This is a genomic window from Pseudomonas sp. PDM02, assembly GCF_014852285.1.
In the GTDB taxonomy this organism is placed as follows: Bacteria; Pseudomonadota; Gammaproteobacteria; order Pseudomonadales; family Pseudomonadaceae; genus Aquipseudomonas; species Aquipseudomonas migulae.
On the sequence record NZ_JACVBL010000011.1, the window covers coordinates 239,323 to 261,749 of the forward strand.

The 22,427-nt window shown below is 59.4% G+C and carries 28 protein-coding genes; 18 read left to right on the top strand and 10 right to left on the bottom strand.

Annotation, left to right across the window (positions count from 1 at the left end; translation table 11 throughout):
• Positions 1-116: 116 nt before the first annotated feature.
• The 9 genes from IB245_RS20745 to recX all read left to right on the top strand — a co-directional run bounded on the left by IB245_RS20745 (position 117) and on the right by recX (position 6,555).
• On the top strand, positions 117-1,604 hold the full coding sequence (locus IB245_RS20745) for a hypothetical protein (protein WP_192228511.1): 1,488 nt from the start codon (positions 117-119) through the stop codon (positions 1,602-1,604).
• Positions 1,604-1,987 carry a phage tail protein gene (locus tag IB245_RS20750; RefSeq protein WP_192228512.1) on the top strand — a complete coding sequence of 128 codons (384 nt, stop codon included), beginning with the start codon at positions 1,604-1,606 and terminating at the stop codon, positions 1,985-1,987. Before IB245_RS20745 ends, IB245_RS20750 begins: the two co-directional genes overlap by 1 nt.
• A complete protein-coding gene (locus IB245_RS20755) occupies positions 1,980-2,192 on the top strand; it encodes a tail protein X (protein WP_008039297.1) in 213 nt (70 codons plus the stop codon). The genes IB245_RS20750 and IB245_RS20755 overlap by 8 nt, the downstream gene beginning before the upstream one ends.
• A 9-nt stretch (positions 2,193-2,201) precedes the next feature.
• Positions 2,202-3,215 carry a phage late control D family protein gene (locus IB245_RS20760; RefSeq protein ID WP_192228513.1) on the top strand — a complete coding sequence of 338 codons (1,014 nt, stop codon included), beginning with the start codon at positions 2,202-2,204 and terminating at the stop codon, positions 3,213-3,215.
• A 60-nt stretch (positions 3,216-3,275) separates the two neighbouring features.
• Positions 3,276-3,839 (top strand): glycoside hydrolase family 19 protein, encoded by a 564-nt coding sequence (locus IB245_RS20765; RefSeq protein ID WP_192228514.1) that lies wholly within the window; start codon positions 3,276-3,278, stop codon positions 3,837-3,839.
• Positions 3,821-4,357 carry a lysis system i-spanin subunit Rz gene (locus IB245_RS20770; RefSeq protein ID WP_192228515.1) on the top strand — a complete coding sequence of 179 codons (537 nt, stop codon included), beginning with the start codon at positions 3,821-3,823 and terminating at the stop codon, positions 4,355-4,357. Before IB245_RS20765 ends, IB245_RS20770 begins: the two co-directional genes overlap by 19 nt.
• A gap of 79 nt (positions 4,358-4,436) precedes the next feature.
• Positions 4,437-4,937, top strand: coding sequence for a CinA family protein (locus tag IB245_RS20775; protein WP_192228516.1), 501 nt, complete (start codon positions 4,437-4,439; stop codon positions 4,935-4,937).
• Between the two features lie 83 nt (positions 4,938-5,020).
• Complete coding sequence (gene recA, locus IB245_RS20780) at positions 5,021-6,079, top strand: recombinase RecA (RefSeq protein WP_008030012.1); 1,059 nt, start codon at positions 5,021-5,023, stop codon at positions 6,077-6,079.
• Positions 6,080-6,087: 8 nt separating this feature from the next.
• Positions 6,088-6,555 (top strand): recombination regulator RecX, encoded by a 468-nt coding sequence (gene recX / locus IB245_RS20785; RefSeq protein WP_192228517.1) that lies wholly within the window; start codon positions 6,088-6,090, stop codon positions 6,553-6,555.
• 230 nt (positions 6,556-6,785) lie between these two features.
• Here recX and IB245_RS20790 read toward each other — a convergent pair whose 3' ends face one another.
• On the bottom strand, positions 6,786-7,904 hold the full coding sequence (locus IB245_RS20790; RefSeq protein ID WP_008039292.1) for a TIGR00730 family Rossman fold protein: 1,119 nt from the start codon (positions 7,902-7,904) through the stop codon (positions 6,786-6,788).
• 131 nt (positions 7,905-8,035) lie between these two features.
• On the opposite strand from IB245_RS20790, the gene IB245_RS29210 reads away from it, so the two are divergent.
• Both IB245_RS29210 and IB245_RS20795 read left to right on the top strand, forming a co-directional pair.
• Positions 8,036-8,161 carry a hypothetical protein gene (locus IB245_RS29210; RefSeq protein ID WP_259331695.1) on the top strand — a complete coding sequence of 42 codons (126 nt, stop codon included), beginning with the start codon at positions 8,036-8,038 and terminating at the stop codon, positions 8,159-8,161.
• Positions 8,162-8,271: 110 nt separating this feature from the next.
• Positions 8,272-8,466 carry a hypothetical protein gene (locus tag IB245_RS20795; protein ID WP_192228518.1) on the top strand — a complete coding sequence of 65 codons (195 nt, stop codon included), beginning with the start codon at positions 8,272-8,274 and terminating at the stop codon, positions 8,464-8,466.
• Here the strand turns inward: IB245_RS20795 and IB245_RS20800 are convergent, their stop codons facing one another.
• Entirely contained in the window at positions 8,467-8,895 is a 429-nt protein-coding gene (locus tag IB245_RS20800) for a PA3611 family quorum-sensing-regulated virulence factor (protein WP_008030019.1), read from the bottom strand.
• Positions 8,896-9,081: 186 nt separating this feature from the next.
• Between IB245_RS20800 and IB245_RS20805 the strand changes: the two genes are divergently transcribed.
• The 3 genes from IB245_RS20805 (at position 9,082) to IB245_RS20815 (ending at position 11,123) form a co-directional block, all read left to right on the top strand.
• Entirely contained in the window at positions 9,082-9,825 is a 744-nt protein-coding gene (locus IB245_RS20805; RefSeq protein WP_008039290.1) for a tRNA-uridine aminocarboxypropyltransferase, read from the top strand.
• A gap of 209 nt (positions 9,826-10,034) precedes the next feature.
• Positions 10,035-10,685 carry a response regulator transcription factor ErdR gene (gene erdR / locus IB245_RS20810; protein WP_192228519.1) on the top strand — a complete coding sequence of 217 codons (651 nt, stop codon included), beginning with the start codon at positions 10,035-10,037 and terminating at the stop codon, positions 10,683-10,685.
• Between the two features lie 75 nt (positions 10,686-10,760).
• Positions 10,761-11,123, top strand: a complete 363-nt coding sequence (locus IB245_RS20815) for a diacylglycerol kinase (protein WP_008030027.1) — start codon at positions 10,761-10,763, stop codon at positions 11,121-11,123.
• Here the strand turns inward: IB245_RS20815 and IB245_RS20820 are convergent.
• Complete coding sequence (locus tag IB245_RS20820) at positions 11,120-12,046, bottom strand: LysR family transcriptional regulator (RefSeq protein ID WP_008030029.1); 927 nt, start codon at positions 12,044-12,046, stop codon at positions 11,120-11,122. The two genes, IB245_RS20815 and IB245_RS20820, sit on opposite strands and share 4 nt — an antisense overlap.
• Positions 12,047-12,168: 122 nt before the next feature.
• On the opposite strand from IB245_RS20820, the gene fpr reads away from it, so the two are divergent.
• Positions 12,169-12,948, top strand: a complete 780-nt coding sequence (gene fpr / locus IB245_RS20825) for a ferredoxin-NADP reductase (RefSeq protein ID WP_003443014.1) — start codon at positions 12,169-12,171, stop codon at positions 12,946-12,948.
• Between the two features lie 183 nt (positions 12,949-13,131).
• Here fpr and tsaA read toward each other — a convergent pair whose 3' ends face one another.
• The 6 genes from tsaA to rimO form a co-directional block, all read right to left on the bottom strand.
• Positions 13,132-13,830 carry a tRNA (N6-threonylcarbamoyladenosine(37)-N6)-methyltransferase TrmO gene (tsaA, locus tag IB245_RS20830; protein ID WP_008039281.1) on the bottom strand — a complete coding sequence of 233 codons (699 nt, stop codon included), beginning with the start codon at positions 13,828-13,830 and terminating at the stop codon, positions 13,132-13,134.
• A 216-nt stretch (positions 13,831-14,046) separates the two neighbouring features.
• Positions 14,047-14,817, bottom strand: a complete 771-nt coding sequence (locus tag IB245_RS20835; protein ID WP_192228520.1) for an SDR family oxidoreductase — start codon at positions 14,815-14,817, stop codon at positions 14,047-14,049.
• A gap of 210 nt (positions 14,818-15,027) precedes the next feature.
• Positions 15,028-15,498 (bottom strand): DUF1456 family protein, encoded by a 471-nt coding sequence (locus IB245_RS20840; RefSeq protein ID WP_008030033.1) that lies wholly within the window; start codon positions 15,496-15,498, stop codon positions 15,028-15,030.
• A gap of 75 nt (positions 15,499-15,573) precedes the next feature.
• Positions 15,574-16,284: an rRNA pseudouridine synthase gene (locus IB245_RS20845; RefSeq protein WP_192228521.1), complete on the bottom strand. Its 711-nt coding sequence runs from the start codon at positions 16,282-16,284 to the stop codon at positions 15,574-15,576.
• 188 nt (positions 16,285-16,472) lie between these two features.
• A complete protein-coding gene (locus IB245_RS20850; RefSeq protein WP_008039278.1) occupies positions 16,473-16,946 on the bottom strand; it encodes a GNAT family N-acetyltransferase in 474 nt (157 codons plus the stop codon).
• Between the two features lie 113 nt (positions 16,947-17,059).
• Positions 17,060-18,397 (bottom strand): 30S ribosomal protein S12 methylthiotransferase RimO, encoded by a 1,338-nt coding sequence (rimO, locus tag IB245_RS20855; protein WP_008030039.1) that lies wholly within the window; start codon positions 18,395-18,397, stop codon positions 17,060-17,062.
• Between the two features lie 287 nt (positions 18,398-18,684).
• Between rimO and IB245_RS20860 the strand changes: the two genes are divergently transcribed.
• A complete protein-coding gene (locus IB245_RS20860; RefSeq protein WP_008030040.1) occupies positions 18,685-20,586 on the top strand; it encodes a potassium transporter Kup in 1,902 nt (633 codons plus the stop codon).
• A 239-nt stretch (positions 20,587-20,825) separates the two neighbouring features.
• Here IB245_RS20860 and IB245_RS20865 read toward each other — a convergent pair whose 3' ends face one another.
• On the bottom strand, positions 20,826-21,131 hold the full coding sequence (locus tag IB245_RS20865; RefSeq protein ID WP_192228522.1) for a DUF3077 domain-containing protein: 306 nt from the start codon (positions 21,129-21,131) through the stop codon (positions 20,826-20,828).
• Between the two features lie 476 nt (positions 21,132-21,607).
• Between IB245_RS20865 and IB245_RS20870 the strand changes: the two genes are divergently transcribed.
• The gene (locus IB245_RS20870; RefSeq protein WP_192228523.1) at positions 21,608-21,898 is read left to right on the top strand and encodes a type II toxin-antitoxin system Phd/YefM family antitoxin; all 291 of its coding nucleotides are present in this window, start codon (positions 21,608-21,610) and stop codon (positions 21,896-21,898) included.
• An 11-nt stretch (positions 21,899-21,909) separates the two neighbouring features.
• Positions 21,910-22,197, top strand: coding sequence for a type II toxin-antitoxin system RelE family toxin (locus IB245_RS20875; protein WP_192228524.1), 288 nt, complete (start codon positions 21,910-21,912; stop codon positions 22,195-22,197).
• Positions 22,198-22,427 lie beyond the last annotated feature (230 nt).

The window sequence follows — 22,427 nt, forward strand, 5'->3', positions numbered from 1 at the left end:
TGCCGCTCATTTATCCGATAAGTGAAGCGGACATTCTGGAATGGGACGTCGGCAAGGCCTTGCGCCGCTACGACATTGCGATCACTCGCCTTGGCGTCAAACAGGAGTAGAGGGGGATGGCGGACGATAAATATTCGCTCAAGAACACAGCCATCAATGAAGACTGGCTGAAATTTCGCGAGGTGGGCCTGAGCAGTGCCGTGTCATCGCTGGTGACGGGGGAGGGCGCAGAGGATCTGGCGCCCGGTTTCAGCCAGGTGCTGGCCACACTGAGTCTCAAAATCAGTCTGCTGACCACGGCACTGGAATCGTTGAACCTGACGTTTTCCTCGCCGCGTTCGTTGATGCCGGCAACAGGTTCCAGCGCGAAGACGGCGTTGGCCAGCGGGCAAAACAATGTGGGTGACGCGGGTGGCGCCATTGAGCGGCCATCGCTGCTCAAGTCGGTCGGCGTGAAGAGCGCTGGTGAGGCTGATCGTTCACCCGAGCGTCGGCGCGAGACGGTGATGGAGTCAAACCAGAGCGTCGCCAGTGTCCCGCTGATGGCTGCCGCAATCTCTGCGTCGGCGTACAGAACGCCGGCCATGATGGAGGCAGAGAAGCAGGCTGACTGGCGGATACCTTTGAGGCTCGACAGTCACGAGGTAATTGATCAGCCGCAGATCATCAATCGCCCTGGGAAAATACCCGGCGAGCAACAGTCGAACATCGACAGCGTTCGCGACAATCATTTACCCGTGGCCACCGGCAATACACCGCCCGTGGCGGCAGAAAGCACACCTGCCTCCCTCAGCCCTCGGCTCAGTGGTCTGAAGGACACTGCCACGGCAGTCTTTCCGTATTTGGTAGCCCTGTTCACACCCGTACTCGACGAGATGAAAAATCAGATGGCCAAGCGGCTTTTGGGAGCGGCATCTGCCCGGCTTCCAAAACAGTTCGGTCAGGTGTTTTCCGAAGATTTCAGAGATAAGGAACAGGCGAACAAGCCGGACATCAGGACGGGCCCGACCGTGCGTGTCAGCCCACGAGGCTCGCGCGGCGCTTCACGTCTGATGGCGATGGGGGCCTCGATGCGTTCGCTGACCCGCCGTGCACCCGGACCATTGAAAGCCGTCGGTGCGGCGATGGACGTCGTCGGCGGCGTAATGACCGGCAATCGCCGCATGCTCGGTGCCGGTCTTGGTGCAGCAGGTGGCGGTTGGGCGGGTGCGTCCGCCGGTTCTGCGGTGGGCGCCACGTTAGGCAGTGTTGTTCCTGTGATCGGCACCGCCATTGGCGGCGTTCTGGGTGGCCTGATTGGAGGCTGGCTGGGCAGTGAGTCGGGTGCCGTACTGGGCGAAAAACTCGCCGCCCCGACAACCGATCGCCTGGCCTCGCCAGAACAGGTCAACAAAGAACTGACCAGCGCACCAGCACAAAACCAGCAGATCAATTACTCACCGTCGATTCAGGTCACCTGCACCGGTGGGGAGAGCTCCGAGCACATCCGGACGATCGTGGCGCAGCAGCTGCAAACGCAGTTCCACGGCGAGTTTGTTCCACTGATGTCCACCAACGCCCTCGCCACCCGACGTGGTGCGGCCCTGACCGATGGAGGCAGGTAATGCGCCAGCAAATGATCCTGGGCAGTTTCATTTTCGGCCTGTCCCGCAACTTCGCCTACCACAACATCGTGCACACATCGGACGGTGGCTGGGTGGAACTGGACATTGTGACCGGCAAGCCGAAATCCAGTCAGACCGGGCAGAAAGCCCAAACGATGAAGATTACAGGGACGTCGATGTACGCGGTGGCCATGGAGCGGCTCGATGAACTGCGCACGTTGCAGGAGCAGCGCAGGCCGGTGCCGTTGGTGGATGGCATCGGACGCAACTGGGGGCTTTGGCGAATCAACACGGTGACGGAAACCCAAAGCGTGATCATCGATGACGGCACGGCGATGGTCGTCGGTTGGGCAATAGACCTGTCGGAGTTCATCCATGCGTAGAGTTCGAAGTGTGGCCGGTGATTCGGTGAACCTGTTGCTGTACCGCGAACTGAGTCGCTGTGACGATGCCGTCGAAGAGGCGCTGTGGCGGCTCAACCCCACGCTGGCAGAACAGGGGGCGGTATTACCTGCGGGTATCTGGGTAGTCCTGCCGGAAATTGACTCACAACCCGTTGTGACCACGCCGGTTTCCGCGTGGGATTAAGGAGGTTCCATGGCATTGGGTTTTACGCCAGCGGTAGAGATTTATGGGGCTAATAAGGACTTGATCAACAAGCGCCTGATCAGTTGGGAGCACATTGATGCCGCCGGTACCGAGTCCGATCAATTGACATTGACGCTCGATCTGGAAGGGCTTGAGGGGCTGCCGATCCTGGGCGGCAAGATTGGCCTGAAGGTCGGTTACGCGGAGTCCAGTCTGGTGGATAAGGGCCAGTTCACGGTGTCTCGCCTGACGCCGACGTTGTTCCCGCTGCGCTTGACGCTGGTGGCAACCGCAGCGCCGTTCAGTGCCGATGACAAGACCGGCTTCCTGCAGCGTCGATCGGCCAGTCATGGGCCGACCACCCTGGGTGCGCTGTTTCGCGAGATCGCTGAGCGGCATGGTTTTTCGCCACGGGTGGCACCCCAACTGGCACTGAAAAAAATCGACCACATCGATCAGTCCAACGAAAGTGACATGGCGTTTTTGACTCGCCTCGCCGGCATATACAAGGCCATCGCCAAACCGATGAATGAGCTGTATGTGCTGGCGCTCCCAAGTCAGACCAAGTCACTGTCGGGCAAGGTGTTGCCCCAGGTGAAACTGTCGGTGACGACCAACAATCGACCCGGCGATCGCGCCTTCATTTCCGCCACGCTCGATGACACCGTCCGGGCGAAAAACCAGGGCTGCAAGACGAGTTGGTGGGACGCGGCAGCGGGGGTGGTGCGGGTGATTGAAACCGGTAGCCCGCCGTTCAAGGTCATCGGTCGGCTCTGCCAGAATGAAACGGAGGCCAGGGACGTCGGTGAGGGAGAAGTACGCAAATTGCTGCGTGAAAAGCTCAAGGTGAAAATCAGTTGCCCGGGTAATCCGGCGCTGTCCGCCGAGGGTGTCTTGTTGCTCGACCAGTCCTGGCCGGATTTTCTGCGCGGGTACTGGTCGATCGAAAAGGTCATTGCCAGCGGTGACAAATATCAAAGCTATCGCTGCATGATCGAGGCGAAGTGTCCGGATGCCACGTAATAACGCAATCAAATGCACTGGCGCCGGTCTGGCGGATCAATGGCGAACGGAACATCACTCATGCCGCTTACTGTCCTGCAATTACAGCAAATACTTCCCAACGCCCGCAGCCAAGCGGGCGTTTTCATTTCTGCTCTCAATAGCGCCATGGATGGCCATGACATCAACACGCCCAAACGCAGCGCCGCTTTCCTTGCGCAAGTCGGTCACGAATCCGGGCAGTTGCACTACGTGCGCGAACTCGGCGGTGATCAGTATTTGAGCAAGTACGACACCGGCACGCTGGCCGTTCGTTTGGGTAATACACCCATGCCCGACGGTGATGGCCAAAGGTACCGAGGCCGTGGCCTGATCCAGATTACCGGCCACCATAACTACCAACAGTGCAGCCTCGGATTGTTCGGCGACGAGCGTCTGCTGCAGTTGCCGGAACTGTTGGAGCAACCGCAATGGGCCGCCGAATCCGCCGCCTGGTTCTGGGGGCAAAACGGCCTCAACGAGCTGGCTGATCGTGACCAGTTCAACAGCATCACCCGCCGGATCAACGGGGGGTTGAACGGGTTGCAGGATCGTTTGCAACTCTGGGCGCGGGCGAGGGCGGTGTTATGCCAGCCTTCGGTTTGATCCCGGGGTCGTGGCGGGTGGTTGGCGTTGTTGTGTTGCTGGCTGTGTTGGCTGGTGGCTCGGCGACGCTGGCCTGGCGATTTCAGGATGGGCGTTATGGGCGGCAACTGGCGGAACAGGCCAGGGTGCAGGCCGAGACGTTGAATCAACTGACCGTGGTGGCCGCCACTCGACAGCAGGCCGAGCAGGATAAACGGCTGGCGCTGGAACAGCGGCTATCGGTCAGCGAACACACCCATTATCGAGCGCTTAGCGATGCCCAACGTGATCAAGGTCGCTTGCGCGATCGTCTTGCCACTGCTGATGTGCGGCTGTCAGTCCTCCTCGATGCCCATGACGCTGCCTCAGCCTGTGCAGTGCCAACCGCCGCCAGCACCGGCAGCGTGGATCATGGCGCCGTTCGAGCCCGACTTGACCCGGCGCATGCTCAACGAATTATCGCCATCACCGACGCCGGCGACCGTGCACTGATTGCGTTGCAGGCCTGTCAGGCCTATATCAGGGCGCTCGGTCGCTAACATTTTGATCGATCCTGTAACTTGCAAGCGTGATCCGCTCGTGTACGGTAGTCCCATTCCGCCCGCTCAGGAGATGACCGTGAAAGAAATCACCCAACTGGCCGCCGAACTGGGCAGACGCCTGCAGGTTCTCAATGCTCATGTCACCGCAGCCGAATCCTGTACCGGCGGCGGCATTTGCGAGGCGATCACCCGGATTCCGGGGAGTTCGGCGTGGTTCGAGGCCGGTTATGTGACGTACTCCAACCGGCAGAAGACCGAGCAATTGAATGTCCCTGTCGGGTTGTTTGCGACGGTGGGGGCGGTCAGTCGCGAAGTGGTCGAGGCCATGGTCCGTGGCGCCCAGGAAAAAAGCCGGGCGTATTTTGCCGTGGCGGTCAGCGGTGTGGCGGGTCCGGATGGCGGTTCGCCGAACAAGCCGGTCGGTACGGTCTGGCTGGCCTGGGGGGTGGGGGAGCGGGTGTTCAGCGAGGTGCAGCACTTCCCCGGCAACCGCGATGAGGTCCGCCGACAAACGGTGAAGGCCGCGCTAGAGGGGCTGCTGCGCCATGCCTCGGGAGAAATCTCAAATCAGGGGTAGGCGATCCTGAATCGCTGTGGAATAATACTGGCTACTTATACAGGTGTTGGCCGTCAGGCCTTATTGATTACGTGAGGACTTTAATGGACGACAACAAGAAGAAAGCCTTGGCTGCGGCCCTGGGTCAGATCGAACGTCAATTCGGCAAGGGTGCCGTAATGCGTATGGGCGATCAGGACCGTCAGGCGATCCCGGCTATTTCCACTGGCTCTCTGGGTCTGGACATCGCGCTCGGCATTGGCGGTCTGCCAAAAGGCCGTATCGTTGAAATCTACGGTCCTGAATCCTCCGGTAAAACCACGCTGACACTGTCGGTAATCGCCCAGGCTCAAAAAGCCGGCGCGACCTGCGCATTCGTCGACGCCGAACACGCCCTTGATCCAGAATACGCCGGCAAGCTCGGCGTCAACGTCGACGACCTGCTGGTTTCCCAGCCGGACACCGGTGAGCAGGCCCTGGAAATCACCGACATGCTGGTGCGTTCCAACGCGGTTGACGTGATCATCGTCGACTCCGTAGCCGCCCTGGTTCCAAAGGCTGAAATCGAAGGCGAAATGGGTGACATGCACGTGGGCCTGCAAGCCCGTCTGATGTCCCAGGCGCTGCGTAAAATCACCGGTAACATCAAGAACGCCAACTGCCTGGTGATCTTCATCAACCAGATCCGTATGAAAATCGGCGTGATGTTCGGCAGCCCGGAAACCACCACCGGTGGTAACGCGCTGAAGTTCTACGCTTCGGTTCGTCTGGACATCCGTCGTACTGGCGCGGTGAAAGAAGGTGATGAAGTCGTCGGTAGCGAAACCCGCGTCAAGGTTGTGAAGAACAAGGTCGCTTCGCCGTTCCGTCAGGCCGAGTTCCAGATTCTTTACGGCAAGGGCATCTACCTGAACGGTGAGATGATCGACCTGGGTGTTCTGCACGGTTTCGTCGAGAAGTCCGGTGCCTGGTATGCCTACGAAGGCACCAAGATCGGTCAGGGCAAGGCCAACTCGGCCAAGTTCCTGGCGGACAACCCGGAAATCGCGGCGAAACTTGAGAAGCAATTGCGTGACAAGTTGCTGTCTCCGTCATCGGTAGCGGAATCCAAAGCCTCTGCGGTCAAAGAGACTGAAGATGACCTGGCTGACGCTGATATCTGATTGATCCGATGACCGCCGTACTCGATACACTCGTCGCGGTGCGACGAACCGCAATGGACCTGCTCGCGCGACGCGAGCACGGTCGAGTCGAGCTGACGCGTAAACTGCGTCAGCGCGGCGCTCTCCCTGAAATGATCGACACAGCACTCGACCGCTTGACGGAAGAGGGCCTGTTGTCCGAATCCCGTTACCTCGAAAGCTTCGTTTCCTACCGTTCCCGTTCCGGCTACGGCCCTTTGCGTATTCGCGAAGAGTTGAGCCAGCGTGGCCTGCAACGCAATGACATCGAACTCGCACTGCGTGAGAGCGGTATCAACTGGCAGGAGCAACTGGAAGATACCTGGCGGCGCAAGTTTGCCGGGCATTTACCGATAGACGCCCGGGAACGCGCCAAGCAAGGGCGGTTCCTCGCTTATCGGGGGTATTCCATGGAAATGATCAACCGCTTGTTCAGCGGTCGAGGAATGGATGATTAAACAAAAACGGCCCGCTATTTCGATAGCGGGCCGTTTTTTTTTGCCTCTTCATAAAGTTCCGAGAAACTCAGGCAACTCAATAACCTGTAGGAGCCGGCTTGTCTGCGGGCGGCGTTCCGACGATGGTCGTTAACGATGACGTGTGCTGTCTGAATCAACGCGTCGCACTTGAGTCCATCGCCAGCAAGCCGGCTCCTACGGGTGGGGCGAGTACGCTGCCGTGCTTTTCCTCACGTAACCTTTGACGGTTCCCGCGTGCGTTGTTGCGCCTGGGGTTTGGACTGCGCCCAGTTTTCCGGCAGGTTGATGTAGTCCACCAGTTCGCGCAGTCGTCCATGATCACGGGCGTTAAAGGTGAAGGCCAGGCGAGCGAGGTGGCTGAACTGCGGTTCGTCGTGCTCCTCGCCGCTGTAGGCATGCTGATGGAAGTGATCGCTCAGGCACAGGTCGGCGAACGCTTGTTGCATGTGTTCGAGCGCCGCGTCGCTGAGCTTGTGGTTCATGCGGATCACGAATTGATGCTTGAGCCAGCGGCTGGAGTGGAAGTTGCTGTAGAACTGATTGATCTGTTCCACCGCCTCCTCGGCGTTGTAGACCAGGCTCACCAGCTTCATGTCGGTCGGCAGGATGTAGCGGTTCTCCTCCAGTTGATTGCGGATGAAATCCAGTGCGCCTTGCCAGAACGTGCCACCTGGCGCGTCCAGCAGCACCACCGGTACCAGCGGGCTTTTACCGGTTTGAATCAGTGTCAGCACTTCCAGCGCTTCATCAAGGGTGCCGAAACCGCCAGGGCACAAAACCAGCGCATCGGCTTCCTTGACGAAGAACAGCTTGCGGGTAAAGAAAAAGTGGAACGGCAGCAAGTTGGTGGTGCCGTTCACGGTGGGATTCGCATGCTGCTCGAAGGGCAGGGTGATGTTGAATCCCAGGCTGTGTTCAAGGCCGGCTCCTTCGTGGGCGGCCGCCATGATGCCGCCGCCTGCGCCGGTGATCACCATCAGGTCGGAGCGCGCCAGTGCGGCGCCGAGTTCTCTGGCCAGGCCATACAGCGGGTGTTCTATCGGTGTGCGGGCCGAGCCGAATACCGTGACTTTGCGCCGGCCCCGGAATTGTTCGAGCACACGGAAGGCGTGTTCGAGTTCGCGCAGGGCTTGCAGGGTTATCTTGGCATTCCAGCGGTTGTGATCGTCCTGGGCCATGCGCAGCACGGTCAGGATCATGTCGCGGTAGATCGGGATGTTCGGGCTGTTGGGTGAAACCAGGTTGAGTTGCTCTTCGACCTTGCTGATGAGGTCGTGGCCGCTTTCTTCGAAATGACGGCTGAGGAGGTCATTCGGTTGGTAAGGCATCAACTTCTCCTTCCGTACAGGCTCTGTTGTTCCTTTGGATGAAAGAAACATTCGCATCGGAAACGCAAACCAGGCAGCCCCTTTTCTGCCCTGAAAAGTGAACGGGAACACTATGAATCTAGACCCTCTAGATGGTTTTCGCTGACTTGATCATTGCGCTGCAAAGTCTTTCCTGGCAACCGCTTATTGACGATTTGCAAGGTGATTTCACCGCTCGTCTGAACCTGCGCCAAGTGTCCGGCACTCTGATTTACTAAATTACAGACGTGACACGACAGCTTTGCGTCAAAGGCAGGGCGCACGGTACAAGCGGTTCAAGGATTTTTTTCGCTCAAAGCGTGGGCGAAGTGCAAGGAGGCGGGATGCTATGGCCAGAGTCATTCTGGAGATCGATACGCAACTGTATCGATTATTGAAGTCATCGGCCGAGACCAATCATTTGAGTCTCGAAGAGGAGTGTTGCCGGCGTTTGGAGGGAGCCGAGCGGCGCTCGCGCTATTTACAGGCGTTGTTGGCCGAACTGCGCGCCGAGGATGAACAGCGGCGCGCCAAGTCCCATTGATTACTTTTTCTTTGCCGGCGGCGTGGCTTTCGGGCAATCCGATTCCTCGAAGCTGGCGGAGCCGACCGCGCGATTGGTTTTCACCTCGGTAAAGTCGTAACGCATGATCGCGCCCTTCTTCATCAGCTTGCGGAACCCCTCGTTTCTGCAGACGGAGGCGCCAAGCTGGAAGTACACCGCTTTCGGATCAGCCCGCATCTTGTTGGCGTGGCTGCTTTGCACGCTCAAGTGGTTGATCAGAACATTGCCTTCGGCGGTGTAGCCCTGATCGAGAATGTCTTCGTTGATCGCCCGTGGCGTGCCGACGCTGCTTTGTGCGGCGACGTTTCGCAGCTCTCTGTTGAGATTCTGCTCACTCAAGGACGCAGCCTGAGCGCTGAAGGACGACGCCAGCAGGATGGCAGCGGTGGGAACGATAAGGCGCAGCATGAAACTCTCCTGGTTCAGTGACTGGTGGTTCGACCAGCCACAGGGCTGTGCGTTCATTGGCGGCGAATTATAGGGGAGCCCGTCTGGACGGTACAGGCTTGTGCCGGCCGCTCTGGTAAACTGCCGGCCTTTATCGCCCTGAGTGCCGTTCGTGTCGAGTTTTCCTGTCTGCCGGTGTTGCCCACGATGAACCACGCCCCCAACGCCGTAGCCCGCTTGCGCGACCAGCGCGAAGAGGAGGGCATCAAGCCGATTCAGGCCCGAGGCTGGAGGGCGACGCGTTGCCGTGCCTGCCGCGTGATCGAGAGCCATTGCCTGTGTGCCTGGCGCCCGCAGGTCGAGACCCGCTCGGGCGTGTGCCTGATCATGACCAACAAGGAAGTGTTCAAGCCGAGTAACACGGGGTGGCTGATCGCTGACGTAGTGCGCGACAACCATGCGTTCATCTGGTCGCGCACGGAAACCGACCCGCAGCTGCTGGCGTTGCTCGCCGACCCGCAATGGCAGCCGTATCTGGTGTTTCCGGGCGAGTACGTCGAGCCTGAGCGCGTGACCAACACCGTCGAGGTGGATAGCAGCAAGCGACCGCTGTTCATTCTGCTGGACGCGACCTGGACCGAAGCCCGGAAGATTTTCCGCAAAAGCCCGTACTTTGAATCATTGCCGATCCTGAGCCTGCTGCCCGAGAAACTGTCGCGCTATCGTCTGCGCCGGTCGACCCGCAGCGAGCATTTGTGCACGGCGGAAGTGGCGGCGCTGTGCCTCGATCTGGCGGGCGATGTCGACGCCGCGTCGGCACTGGACGCTTATTTCGACGTGTTCAGCCAACATTACCTCGATGCCAAGCATCAGCTGGAAATGAACGTCGCAACACCGGCACATGCCGAGCTGATGCCTTTCGTACCGAAAGCGGCCGTCGTCACGGCCTGATTGTCGCCCATACTGCAAAGAACTGTAGCGGCCAGGCACCTTGACCACCCCGGTTTCGCTGGGCATGCTTGGCGCCGATTGGGGCGCGGCTGTAGTTTCATACGCCGTATTGTTTACGTGATTGCCACGTCATTGGCGTTGAACGTGCCCTGTTGGTGCAGCTCCGTGGCTGCGCCTTGAGCTGTTAGAAGAACAGGATCATTTGAAAAATGGCCACATACGAAATCCTGATTGCCGATGACCACCCTCTTTTTCGTAGCGCCTTGCATCAAGCGTTGACCCTGGGCCTTGGCCCGGAAGTCCGTCTGGTGGAAGTGGCGAGCATCGCCGAGCTGGAAACCCGCCTCGACGAAAAATCCGACTGGGACCTGGTGTTGCTGGACCTGAACATGCCGGGCGCCTACGGTTTTTCCGGGCTGGTGCTGCTGCGTGGTCAGTACCCGCAAATTCCGGTGGTGATGGTGTCGGCCCAGGAAGAAGCCTCGATCATGGTCAAGTCCCGTGAGTTCGGTGCCAGCGGTTTCATTCCTAAATCGAGTGACCTGAGCGTGATCCAGAAAGCCGTACGTTCGGTACTGGATGGCGATGTGTTCTGGCCGCCTCAGGCGTTCGAAGCGGTCAGCGTTTCCGATGAAGCCAAGGCCGCCAGTGAAGGCCTCGCCAGCCTGACACCGCAGCAGTTCCGGGTGCTGACCATGGTCTGCGAAGGGTTGCTGAACAAGCAAATTGCCTACGAACTGAGCGTGTCCGAAGCGACGATCAAAGCCCACGTCACGGCGATTTTCCGTAAGCTGAATGTACGGACCCGAACCCAGGCGGCGTTGCTCCTGCAACAACTTGAGTCAATTTCAAGCCACTGAAGGTTGGCGTCTTCACGCTTTTTTGACTTTGGTTGATCTAGCTTTCCCACTCCTTTTTGGTCAGTTGCCACTTTTATGTCCCCTTTCAAAGGCCAGACCGGCCTGAAACGCATCCTTAACGCTTCCGGTTACTCGCTGGACGGCCTGCGCGCAGCCTTCACCGGCGAAGCGGCTTTTCGGCAACTGGTGTTGCTCAATGTCATCCTGATTCCGATTTCGTTCTTTTTGAACGTCAGCCGCGTCGAGCAGGCGCTGTTGATAGCCGTCTGCTTGTTGGCGTTGATCGTCGAGTTGCTCAATTCAGCGGTGGAAGCGGCCATCGACCGCATTTCCCTGGAACTGCACCCACTGTCCAAGAACGCCAAGGACATGGGCAGCGCCGCGCAGCTGGTGGCGTTGACCATGATCGCGCTGGTGTGGGCGGTGATCCTGCTTTAAGCGATGGTGGGCAGCACGATCTCGTCGCTGCGCTGAACCCCGGCGGTGAAAGCGCGGCACAGGTCGAGGAATTCGCGCATCGCCGGTGTCTGAAATTTCTGTTTGTGCCAGATGAAATAGAACTGCCGCGCCAGATCGAGATCCGGCGTCTCCACCGGCACCAGGCTGCCACGGCGAAACGCGTCGCGCAGTGCCAGCCGTGAAATGCAGCCAATCCCCAATCCTGATTCCACCGCGCGCTTGATCGCTTCGGTGTGTTCCAGCTCCAGGCGGATATTTAGCGCGCTGCGATGATGACGCATGGCCTGGTCAAAGGTCAGGCGCGTGCCCGAGCCTTGCTCACGCAGAATCCACGCCTCGTGGCTCAGTTCTTCCATGGTCGCCGTGCCGCGCAGTGCCAGCGGATGCTGTGGCGCGCAGAACACCACCAGCTCATCCTCGACCCAACTCTGCACTTCGATGTCCGGATGGCTGCAGTCGCCTTCGATTAGACCCAGATCAATTTCATAATGGGCAACTTGTTGCACGATGTTGGCTGTGTTTTGCACGTGCAGCTTCACCTGGCTTTCCGGGTGGCGCTGCATGAAGCTGCCGATCAGCAGCGTGGCCAGGTAGTTGCCGATTGTGAGGGTCGCGCCGACCGCCAGCGAGCCGAAACCGGATTTGCCGTTGAGCAGGTCTTCGATTTCCTTGGCCTGGTCGAGCAACGCCACCGCTTGCGGCAACAGTTGCTTGCCGAGGGCGTTGAGGCTCAGCCGTTTACCGGCGCGGTCGAACAGCTGGCAGCTGGACTGGCGCTCCAGTTCGGTGATCGAGGTGCTTGCCGCCGATTGCGACAGGTTGAGCAGGCCCGCAGCACGGGATACGCTTTCCTGCTGGGCGACGGCGACGAAGACTTGAAGTTGACGGAGAGTAAATCGCATATCGATATAACCGATAACCCTTATCTTAATAATCCATTTAACAGATATTGTCGCTGCCATTAGAATGCGATGCAATTGCGCAGACCACAGGCGCAGGCAAAATCTCCAGGAGTCCCACGTACATGAGCAACATGAACCACGAGCGTGTCCTCAGTGTTCACCACTGGAACGACACTCTGTTCAGCTTCAAGTGCACCCGCGATCCGGGCCTGCGCTTCGAGAACGGTCAGTTCGTGATGATCGGCCTGCAACAGCCCAACGGCCGGCCGCTCATGCGCGCTTACTCGATTGCCAGCCCGAACTGGGAAGAGCATCTCGAGTTCTTCAGCATCAAGGTGCCTGATGGCCCGCTGACTTCCCAGTTGCAGCACCTGAAGGAAGGCGACGAGATCATCATCAGCAAGAAGCCTACCGGCACGCTGGTACTGGACGACTTGAAGCCTGGCAAACATTTGTACCTGCTCAGCACCGGCACCGGTCTGGCGCCATTCATGAGCGTCATCCAGGACCCGGAAACCTACGAGCGTTTCGAAAAAGTGATCCTGTGCCACGGCGTACGTTACGTCAACGAAGTCGCTTACCGCGAGTTCATCACCGAGCACCTGCCGCAGAACGAGTTCTTCGGCGAGGCCCTGCGTGACAAGTTGATCTACTACCCGACCGTGACCCGCGAGCCGTTCGAGAACGAAGGTCGCCTGACCGACCTGATGCGCAGCGGCAAGCTGTTCAGCGACATCGGCCTGCCACCGATCAACCCGCAGGACGACCGCGCCATGCTGTGCGGCAGCCCGAGCATGCTCGACGAAACCAGCGAAGTGCTGAACAGCTTCGGCCTGAAAGTTTCGCCGCGGATGCGCGAGCCGGGTGATTACCTGATCGAGCGTGCGTTCGTCGAGAAGTGACCGAAGGTCACCTGTAGGAGCCGGCTTGCTGGCGATGGTCGTTAACGATGACGCGTTTCTCCCAGGATAAACGCGCTGAGTTCCAGTCCATCGCCAGCAAGCCGGCTCCTACATTAATCGCGTAGCGCATGGAAAAGCCCGCATGACCCGAGAAGGTCATGCGGGCTTTTTCGTTTCTGGCGTTTAAACCTGTGCGGGAATGACCTCAAGGACGCAGATCGAATCCGGCGTCGGATAATGCCACCGCACATCCACATCCCAGAATTGCGCCCCATATTCCCGCTCCGGCGCGGGCGTCTGATAAGCCGGCCGCGGATCCTGCGCCAGGCACTGCTCAACCAGCTCCACCAAAGGCTCTTCAAGACGCTGAGCGTGCCCATGCGCCTGTTGCAACGCCGAGTCCGTCCACTGCACGGGAATCAGCTGCGGTGCAGCGCTGGCGATGCTATTGGACGCCGTGTCGATGATGTCGGCATAAGGCACGTAGGGTTTGATGTCGAGAATCGGTGTGCCATCCAGCAAGTCGATGCCGGATATCCACAGGCGATTGGCTTCGACCTTGTCCAGCTTCACCACGGATTGGCCGATGCCGTTGGGCCGGTGCGTCGCGCGGGTGGCGAACACGCCCATGGATTTGTTGCCGCCGAGGCGAGGCGGGCGGACTTTCAGGCGTGGTTTTTCTTCCAGGGCCTGATGGAACAGGAACAGCAGCCAGACGTGGCTGACCTGCTCCAGACCCTGCACGGCGTCGCCCTGATCGAACGGCGCCACCAGTTCCAGCACGCCGCGAGCGGCGGGTGCCAGTTGCGGCTGGCGCGGGATGGCGAACTTCTCCTTGAAACAGGAGCGCACGAAGCCGATGGGGGAAACGCTGTAGGTCATTGGTTTAGGGTCGAAGCAGGATTGAGGCGGGCATGATACCCCGACGGGCCTCAAGACTGGTGGTGGCTGAGCGGGCCTATTCGCGGGCAAGTCGGACTGCCGCACCACTCGCTCCTACAGGGTTCTCGAGCGAACACAGAGTTTGTGTACGCCAAAGAACCTGTAGGAGCGAGTGGTGCGGCAGTCCGACTTGCCCGCGAAGGCCGCACCGCCGATCTAGAGACTGAACCCACCATCAAGAGGAATGATATTCCCGGTCATGTAAGCCCCCGCCGTACTCGCCAGGCTGATCGCCAACGCCGCCATCTCTTCCTCCCGGCCCCAGCGCTTCATCGGAATCAACGCCGTATCCTCCGCCAGCGCCTGCTCATCGTTCTCGATGTGCTGGGTCATCTTGCTTGGAAAGCGCCCCGGCGCGATCACATTGACGTTGATGTGCTGGCTCACCAGTTCCCGCGCCAGAATCCGCGACAATTGATGCAGGGCCGCCTTACTCGGTCCGTAGGCATAAGCCTGTTCGCCGAAGGAAGAAATCCCCGCCACCGAGCCGATGTTGATGATCCGCGCCGGATTGGCTTCTGACCCGGCCTTGCGCAGCAGCGGCAAGAACTGCTGGATGCAGTTGAACACCGACGTCACGTTGAGCTGCATGACCTTTTCCCAGCCCTTGACCGGATAGCTTTCCAGCGGCGCGCCCCAAGTTGTGCCGGCGTTGTTCACCAGGATATCCAGATGGGTGATCTGCTCGGCCAACCCCGTGACCAGTTGCAGCACACCTTCTTCAGTGGCCAGGTTGGCGGCCACCGCATGGCACGTACCGAAGGCGCTCAACTCGTCAGCCGTTTGCTGACACGCTTCGGCATCGCGCGCGCAGACGTACACGGTGGCGCCGGCCTCGACATAGGCCTTGGCGATCATTTTGCCGATACCACGGGTGCCGCCGGTCACCAGAGCGGTGCGGCCTTGCAGGGAAAAGTACGGGTGCATGGCGAATCCTGAGAGCTGAGGGTGCATACACCCTAGTCGTCAGCCGCCGGAAGCGGAGCCACTATTTTTGCGCGGAATGGGGATTCATACAGCCAGACCTGCTACCCCGACCTGTAGGAGCCGGCTTGCTGGCGATGGCGTCCTTAAGATCGCTATCGCCAGCAAGCCGGCTCCTACAGGTGAGGGGGGTGGCCCATAGGCCGTCGTCGCTTACTGCGGGCGAACGCGCAGGGTCAGGCCCTTGAGGAAATTGCGCAGCAACTGGTCGCCGCACGGACGATAGTTAGTGTGGCCGAACTTGCGGAACAGCGCGCTCAGTTCAGGCTTGGACACCGGGAACTCGGCGGCCTTGAGGATCGCGTGCATGTCGTCTTCTTTCAGCTCGAAGGCCACGCGCAGTTTTTTCAGGATGATGTTGTTGGTCACCGGCACTTCGATTGGCTGCGGCGGACGGCTTTCGTCCTTGCCGCGCTTGAAGATCACCAGGCCGTCGAGGAAATGCGCCATGACTTCGTCCGGGCAGCGTACGAAGCCTTCCTCGTCCTCTTCTTTCTTGTCGAGGTAGGTCAGCAGGGCTTCCAGGGACACGTCCATGCCGCCGAGCTTGATGATCTCGATGACTTTCTTGTCGCTGATGTCGAGCATGTAGCGCACGCTGCGCAGTACGTCGTTATGAATCATGGTGTGCAATCCTGATAGTCGGCAGTGGGCGCCGCATAAACCGCGGCGCCAGAATGTGTGGCGGCGTGAAAAGTCTTAGAACTTCTCTTTGCCGGACAGGTAGCGCCATTGGCCCAGCGGCACTTTGCCGATGGACACGCCGCCGATGCGGATGCGGCGGATAGCGACGACCTTCAGGCCGACGGCCTGGCAGAACAGGGCAATCACGCCCGGTTGTGGGTTCTTCATCGCAAAACGCAGGCGGTTTTCGTTCTGCCAGCTGGCCTTGACCGGCGGCAGTTCCTTGCCCTTGTAGGTGAGGCCATGGTTCAGGCGGTTGAGGCCGTGAGCCACCATCTCGCCTTCAACCTCGACCACATACTCTTGCTCGATTTTCGCGGAGTCGGCGGTGAGTTTTCGCAGGATCTTCCAGTCCTGGGTGAACACCAGCAGACCGCTGGCGTTGGCCTGCAGGTCGGTGCTGGCGGTCAGGCGCTGGAAATGGCCCTTGAGCGGACGTTTGCTGAAGCGATGTTCTTCGCTCAGGGTTTCGGCGCTGATGGTGGCCATGGCCGTATCCGCGTCCATGCCTGCCGGCACGTTGAACAGGATGGTCACCGGCTCTGGTGCGGTGGCCTGGGCCTGCGGGTCGAGCTCGACTTTCTGGGTGTCGACCTTGAACTGCGGCTCGTCGATGACTTCGCCGTCCACGGTGACCCAGCCGCCCTCGATGAACAGCTCAGCCTCCCGACGGGAACAGCCGACGAGTTCGATGAGGCGTTTGGAGAGACGTATCGGGTCAGTCATGACAGGGCCGTAACAAAAAAGGGGTGGGCATTGTACCTGCTGGGCGCCGGTTAATCCCGGCTCCATTTCACCGTTGGGCTTTTTGTAGGAGCCGGCTTGCTGGCGATGCAGGCGATGCGGTGTGTCATTCGTACCGTGGTGATGCCATCGTCGGAGCGCCGCCCGCAGCAAGCCGGCTCCTACACAGGTCAGCCGTTGCTCGACTGTTGCCGGGTTTGGCGCAGCCGCATATGCAACAACGGATAAGGCTGCCCCATGCCGTCATGCTCGGTGCGGCCGATCACCTCGAAGCCCTGTTTGAAGTAGAACCCCAGCGCCTGCGGGTTCTGTTCATTGACGTCCAGCTCATCGGCGTTCAGGTGTTCCATGGCATAACGCAGCAACTGCTTGCCCAGGCCCTGGCCACGGTGGGCCGGGTCGATGAAGAGCATTTCAACTTTGCCCGCTGCCACGCCGGCGAACCCGGTGATGCGCTGGCGCGAGTCTTTGGTGCAGATCAGCATCACCGCGTCGAGGTAGCGCGTCAGCACCAGATTCTTCAGCAGTTCGATGTAGCTGTCCGGCAGAAAGTCATGGGTGGCGCGCACCGAGTCTTCCCAGACCTGAGTCAGTTCCTGGTAGTCGCTCTGTTTCGGCGTGTGGATGACCGAATGTTGGCGCATGGCCGAATGCCCCTTTTGCAGTGGATGGCGCGAGTCCTTTCTCCCACAAAACGATAGACGTAAAAAAGCCCCGCATCTCGTCAAGAGAGCGGGGCTTTGCGTATTTTTTGCGTTTAGATCTGTTCAGCCCACAAGTCGTATTCGTCGGCGTCGGTAACCTTGCACCAGACTTTGTCGCCCGGTTTCAGGTTGCTGCCGTTGTCGATGAACACGTTGCCGTCGATTTCCGGGGCATCGAAGAAGCAACGGCCGACCGCGCCTTGCTCGTCGACTTCATCGACCAGCACTTCGATTTCACGGCCGACGCGCATTTGCAGACGTGCCGAGCTGATGGCTTGCTGGTGCGCCATGAAGCGGTCCCAACGGTCTTGCTTGACGTCGTCCGGGACGATGTCCAGGTCCAGGTCGTTGGCCGGTGCGCCTTCGACCGGCGAGTACTGGAAGCAGCCGACGCGGTCGAGCTGGGCTTCGGTCAGCCAGTTCAGCAGGTACTGGAAGTCTTCTTCGGTTTCGCCGGGGAAGCCGACGATGAAGGTCGAACGAATGATCAGGTCCGGGCAGATCTCGCGCCAGTTCTTGATGCGCGCCAGGGTCTTGTCTTCGAACGCCGGGCGTTTCATCGACTTCAGGACTTTCGGGCTGGCGTGCTGGAACGGGATGTCCAGGTACGGCAGGATCTTGCCGGCGGCCATCAGCGGGATCAGCTCGTCGACGTGCGGGTACGGGTAAACGTAGTGCAAGCGAACCCAGACGCCGAGGGTGCTCAGGGCTTCGCAGAGTTCGGTCATGCGGGTTTTCACCGGCGCGCCGTTCCAGAAACCGGTGCGGTACTTCACGTCGACGCCGTAGGCGCTGGTGTCTTGCGAGATCACCAACAGCTCTTTGACGCCGGCCTTGACCAGGCGCTGGGCCTCGTCGAGCACGTCACCGACCGGACGGCTGACCAGTTTGCCGCGCATCGACGGGATGATGCAGAAGCTGCAGCTGTGGTTGCAGCCTTCGGAAATCTTCAGGTACGCATAGTGGCGCGGGGTCAGCTTGATGCCTTGCGGCGGCACCAGGTCGATCAGCGGGTTGTGATCCTGACGCGGCGGCACGACATCGTGCACGGCGTTGACTACTTGCTCGTACTGCTGCGGACCGGTCACGGCCAGCACGCTCGGGTGCACGTTGCGGATGTTGCCTTCTTCGACGCCCATGCAGCCGGTCACGATGACCTTGCCGTTTTCCTTGATGGCTTCGCCGATCACTTCCAAAGATTCAGCCTTGGCCGAGTCGATGAAACCGCAGGTGTTGACCACCACGACATCGGCGTCCTGATAAGTGGACACAACGTCATAACCTTCCATGCGCAGCTGGGTAAGGATGCGCTCGGAGTCGACCAGTGCTTTGGGGCAACCCAGGGATACGAAGCCAACCTTTGGATTGGCCGGCGCAGGAGTGGTGGACATGTCTAACCTCGGTATTTGTGACGCCTCCAGCCGAAGACGGCAAGGCGACAGACGGGCGCTTGTTGCGCCTCTGATCAAAAAGTGCGCAATTCTAGCGATGAGACGTTCACTTGACCAGCTTTATGAAGGGAAATACGACGAGTGCTGCGCTATGCTTCGCGCCGTTACGCGTTACCGATTTTTTACAGTCAACAAAACGTCTGTAACGTCATGTAAAACAGCGCATGCTGCGTGACAAAGCATAGTGCTTCTTCCAAGAAGTCCGGTCTGGGTAGTAGGAGTGTTGGATGGGTCAGGCAAGTAGTCAGGCGGCGGGTGCCGAGCATTCGGCGGCGAAGCCGATCGGTATGCTGGTCGCGGCGGTCGGGGTGGTTTACGGCGATATCGGCACGAGCCCGCTGTATACCCTCAAAGAAGTGTTTTCCGGTGGTTACGGCGTACCGGTCAACCATGACGGCGTGTTGGGCATCCTGGCGCTGATCTTCTGGTCGCTGATCTGGGTCGTCTCGATCAAGTACATGATGTTTGTCCTGCGCGCCGACAACCAGGGCGAAGGCGGGATCATGGCGTTGACCGCGCTGGCGCGGCGGGCAGCGGCGGGGCACAAGAAGTTGCGCACGTTGCTGGTGGTCTGCGGGCTGATCGGCGCGGCGCTGTTCTATGGCGACAGCATGATCACTCCGGCGATCTCCGTGCTTTCGGCGATTGAAGGTCTCGGGCTGGCCTTCGAAGGCATCGACCATTGGGTGGTGCCGCTGTCGTTGATCGTGCTGGTGGCGCTGTTTTTGATCCAGAGCCACGGCACCGCGCGAATCGGCATCCTGTTCGGGCCGATCATGGTCACCTGGTTCCTGGTGCTGGGCGCGCTGGGCGTCTACGGCATCATGCAGCATCCGGAAGTGTTGCAAGCGATGAACCCGGTCTGGGGCGTGCGCTTCTTCATCGTTCACCCGGGCATGGGCGTGGCGATCCTTGGCGCAGTGGTGCTGGCGTTGACCGGCGCCGAAGCGCTGTACGCCGACATGGGCCACTTCGGACGCAAGCCGATTGCCCGCGCCTGGTTCATCCTCGTGCTGCCGGCGTTGGTGCTGAACTACTTCGGCCAGGGCGCCTTGCTGCTCGGTGACCCGGAAGCGGCGCGCAACCCGTTCTATCTGTTGGCGCCAAGCTGGGCGTTGATTCCCCTGGTCGGCCTGTCGACCCTGGCCACGGTGATTGCTTCGCAAGCGGTGATTTCCGGCGCGTTCTCCCTGACCCGCCAGGCTATCCAGCTCGGCTACATTCCGCGCATGCACATCCAGCACACCTCCAGCGCCGAGCAAGGCCAGATCTACATCGGTGCGGTGAACTGGGCGCTGATGGTCGGCGTGGTGCTGCTGGTGCTGGGTTTCGAATCTTCCGGCGCCCTGGCCTCGGCTTACGGCGTTGCGGTGACCGGGACCATGCTGATGACCAGCATTCTGGTGTCGGCAGTGATACTGCTGCTATGGAAATGGCCACCGGTCCTTGCGGTGCCGGTCCTGTTGGGATTTTTGCTGGTCGATGGCGTGTACTTCGCCGCCAACGTGCCGAAAATCGTACAGGGCGGGGCCTTCCCGGTGATCGCCGGTATTGCGCTGTTCGTGCTGATGACGACCTGGAAGCGCGGCAAACAACTGTTGGTGGAGCGCATGGACGAAGGCGGGCTGCCGCTGCCGATTTTCATCAGCAGTATTGCCGTGCAACCGCCGCATCGCGTCCAGGGCACCGCCGTGTTCCTCACCGCGCGGCCAGACGCCGTACCCCACGCGTTGTTGCACAATTTGTTGCATAACCAGGTGCTGCACGAGCAAGTGGTGCTGCTGACGGTGGTGTACGAAGACATCCCGCGAGTACCGACGACACGGCGTTTCGAGGTGGAATCACACGGCGAAGGGTTCTTCCGGGTGATCCTGCACTTTGGCTTTATCGACGAGCCGGACGTGCCGCAAGCGCTGAAGTTGTGTCACCTCGATGACCTCGACTTCAGCCCGATGCGCACGACCTACTTCCTCAGTCGCGAGACGGTCATCGCCTCCAAACTTGAGGGGATGGCGCGCTGGCGCGAGGCGTTGTTTGCGTTCATGTTGAAGAATGCGAATGGCAATTTGCGGTTCTTTAATCTGCCGCTGAACCGGGTGATTGAGTTGGGGACGCAGGTCGAGATGTAAGCCCGCGACATCAAAAAGCCCCCGTTGCCGTGAAGGCAGCGGGGGCTTTTTATTGTCCGACGCCTGACGCTGGCTAACAACGATCCCCTGTGGGAGCGAGCCTGCTCGCGATGGCGGACTGACATGCACCATTAATGTTGCCTGACAGATCGCTATCGCGAGCAAGCTTGCTCCTACAGGGACCGTGTTGCTGGCTTTTTTGTGAGTGTGGCCCGTCGTTTTTAGTTGCGCTCAGGTAATTATTTTTTTGATTCGGTCTTTGTCCAAACCGGCCGCTCCAGCACCTTCACTGCATCATCAACCACTGCCTTGCTCATCGCCGTCAAATAATGCGCGGCCCAGGCGTGTCGGTCGGTGTCGCGGGCGTAGGCAGCATCTTTGGTCAGCTCCTTGGCCAGGTACAGGAAATCGGAGGCCATGGCTAACGCATCGCTGAGGGGAACGTCTCGCGTGACATGGAATAGGGGTTGGTTTGAGCAGTAGAGGACGGGGGTGAGGCCGATGGTTTTTAGTTCTGAGGGGGCAGGTGAATCTGTTTTGCTCATGGTGCATCTCCTAAACTGAGGAGCCGCCACGTTCGTTTCCAAGCGAATGGGTGGCAGCTGTGCGCAGGTTGGAAAACCGGGAGCCTAGGAAACCGGCACGTCCGAAGACGTCCCACGCACAACCGCCATGACACAGAATTGCAGCCGTAAATGTCTGCGGTCATGTTGGGCACGTTGTTGCCTACGCTCGACGGGTTTCCAAGCCCGATCGCTGAATGGTCAGCGACGTCCGGAGACTATCCCGTCAAAGAAAAGCGCAACAAGGCATCAAAGTGCCCAAAAAACACGATTCGGAGTTTGCCTACAAGGTCTGCGGGCGTCATCCGATATTGCGCCGTCTGAAACAAACAAAAACTAAACGCCGCGAGTGATTCTACAAAGCCGAAGAAATGGGCGTGCTTGCGCAATGTGATATTCAACGCAATACTCTGCGTGTAATTGTGCGCGAAATGTTGCGTGATAGTAGAGAGGTAAATATGACGGCATTACTAGAACGTGCTGACCAGGCGATATCGGTGACTGCGATGGTCAGGGGCTTCAGCGCGAGGCTCAAGGAAATTTCCAGCCGCGCCACCGAGCGCCTGGTTATTTTCAAAGACAATCAACCGGCGGCGGTGATTATCAATATCGATGCGTATCAGGAAATGCTCGACGAACTGGATGACCTTCGGATTGAAGTAGCCGCTCGGGAACGCCTGACCGGTTTCGATGAGGCCCAAGCAGTCAGCCATGACGCTATGCGGGCAAGGTACGCCAGGAAAGACTAAAGGAGCTGGGGATGGTTTGGGGCGTTATCTATCACCCGGAGGTTCAGAAGGATCTGGATCTACTGGGAGCTGTTGCGGCGAATCGCATTCTTGATGTGATCGAAGAGCGAATTATCAACGGCGAGCCGGATAAAAGCGGTAAACCCCTTAGAGCCAGCCTTGCAGGTTGTAGAAGAATTCGAACCGGTGACACGCGGATTGTTTACCGAGTCAACGGGAGAGCGATTCAGGTACTGATCGTCGCGGTCGGTGCCCGACGTGATGAAGAGGTCTACGACGCGGCAGAGCGTCGGATCTGAACAATTGCCCTCGCTGCCATTCAGGCAGCGAGGGAGTGCACAGCATGAAGGCGGTGAAGACCCTATGTGGGAGCGGGCTTGCTCGCGAAAGCGGTCTTGCATTCAACATTTATGTCGACTGACACACCGCTATCGCGAGCAGGCTCGCTCCCACAGGGGGAGTGTGGTGTGCCGCTGGAATGAAAAAGCCCCCGCTACCGTAAGGCAGCGGGGGCTTTTTTGTGGGCGGG

Coding starts and splice junctions, on each gene's coding strand:
- IB245_RS20820 (WP_008030029.1), bottom strand. CDS start 12,046: ATGCGATTTACTCTCCGTCAACTTCAAGTCTTCGTCGCCGTCGCCCAG.
- IB245_RS20850 (WP_008039278.1), bottom strand. CDS start 16,946: ATGCGCCAACATTCGGTCATCCACACGCCGAAACAGAGCGACTACCAG.
- IB245_RS20835 (WP_192228520.1), bottom strand. CDS start 14,817: ATGCACCCGTACTTTTCCCTGCAAGGCCGCACCGCTCTGGTGACCGGC.
- IB245_RS20765 (WP_192228514.1), top strand. CDS start 3,276: ATGCCGCTTACTGTCCTGCAATTACAGCAAATACTTCCCAACGCCCGC.
- erdR (WP_192228519.1), top strand. CDS start 10,035: ATGGCCACATACGAAATCCTGATTGCCGATGACCACCCTCTTTTTCGT.
- IB245_RS20790 (WP_008039292.1), bottom strand. CDS start 7,904: ATGCCTTACCAACCGAATGACCTCCTCAGCCGTCATTTCGAAGAAAGC.
- tsaA (WP_008039281.1), bottom strand. CDS start 13,830: ATGACCTACAGCGTTTCCCCCATCGGCTTCGTGCGCTCCTGTTTCAAG.
- IB245_RS20840 (WP_008030033.1), bottom strand. CDS start 15,498: ATGATTCATAACGACGTACTGCGCAGCGTGCGCTACATGCTCGACATC.
- recX (WP_192228517.1), top strand. CDS start 6,088: ATGACCGCCGTACTCGATACACTCGTCGCGGTGCGACGAACCGCAATG.
- IB245_RS20770 (WP_192228515.1), top strand. CDS start 3,821: ATGCCAGCCTTCGGTTTGATCCCGGGGTCGTGGCGGGTGGTTGGCGTT.
- IB245_RS20865 (WP_192228522.1), bottom strand. CDS start 21,131: ATGAGCAAAACAGATTCACCTGCCCCCTCAGAACTAAAAACCATCGGC.
- IB245_RS20755 (WP_008039297.1), top strand. CDS start 1,980: ATGCGTAGAGTTCGAAGTGTGGCCGGTGATTCGGTGAACCTGTTGCTG.
- IB245_RS20750 (WP_192228512.1), top strand. CDS start 1,604: ATGCGCCAGCAAATGATCCTGGGCAGTTTCATTTTCGGCCTGTCCCGC.
- IB245_RS20870 (WP_192228523.1), top strand. CDS start 21,608: ATGACGGCATTACTAGAACGTGCTGACCAGGCGATATCGGTGACTGCG.
- IB245_RS20875 (WP_192228524.1), top strand. CDS start 21,910: ATGGTTTGGGGCGTTATCTATCACCCGGAGGTTCAGAAGGATCTGGAT.
- IB245_RS20845 (WP_192228521.1), bottom strand. CDS start 16,284: ATGACTGACCCGATACGTCTCTCCAAACGCCTCATCGAACTCGTCGGC.
- IB245_RS20800 (WP_008030019.1), bottom strand. CDS start 8,895: ATGCTGCGCCTTATCGTTCCCACCGCTGCCATCCTGCTGGCGTCGTCC.
- IB245_RS20745 (WP_192228511.1), top strand. CDS start 117: ATGGCGGACGATAAATATTCGCTCAAGAACACAGCCATCAATGAAGAC.
- IB245_RS29210 (WP_259331695.1), top strand. CDS start 8,036: ATGGTTTTCGCTGACTTGATCATTGCGCTGCAAAGTCTTTCCTGGCAA.
- IB245_RS20815 (WP_008030027.1), top strand. CDS start 10,761: ATGTCCCCTTTCAAAGGCCAGACCGGCCTGAAACGCATCCTTAACGCT.
- recA (WP_008030012.1), top strand. CDS start 5,021: ATGGACGACAACAAGAAGAAAGCCTTGGCTGCGGCCCTGGGTCAGATC.
- IB245_RS20795 (WP_192228518.1), top strand. CDS start 8,272: ATGGCCAGAGTCATTCTGGAGATCGATACGCAACTGTATCGATTATTG.
- IB245_RS20860 (WP_008030040.1), top strand. CDS start 18,685: ATGGGTCAGGCAAGTAGTCAGGCGGCGGGTGCCGAGCATTCGGCGGCG.
- IB245_RS20805 (WP_008039290.1), top strand. CDS start 9,082: ATGAACCACGCCCCCAACGCCGTAGCCCGCTTGCGCGACCAGCGCGAA.
- fpr (WP_003443014.1), top strand. CDS start 12,169: ATGAGCAACATGAACCACGAGCGTGTCCTCAGTGTTCACCACTGGAAC.
- rimO (WP_008030039.1), bottom strand. CDS start 18,397: ATGTCCACCACTCCTGCGCCGGCCAATCCAAAGGTTGGCTTCGTATCC.
- IB245_RS20760 (WP_192228513.1), top strand. CDS start 2,202: ATGGCATTGGGTTTTACGCCAGCGGTAGAGATTTATGGGGCTAATAAG.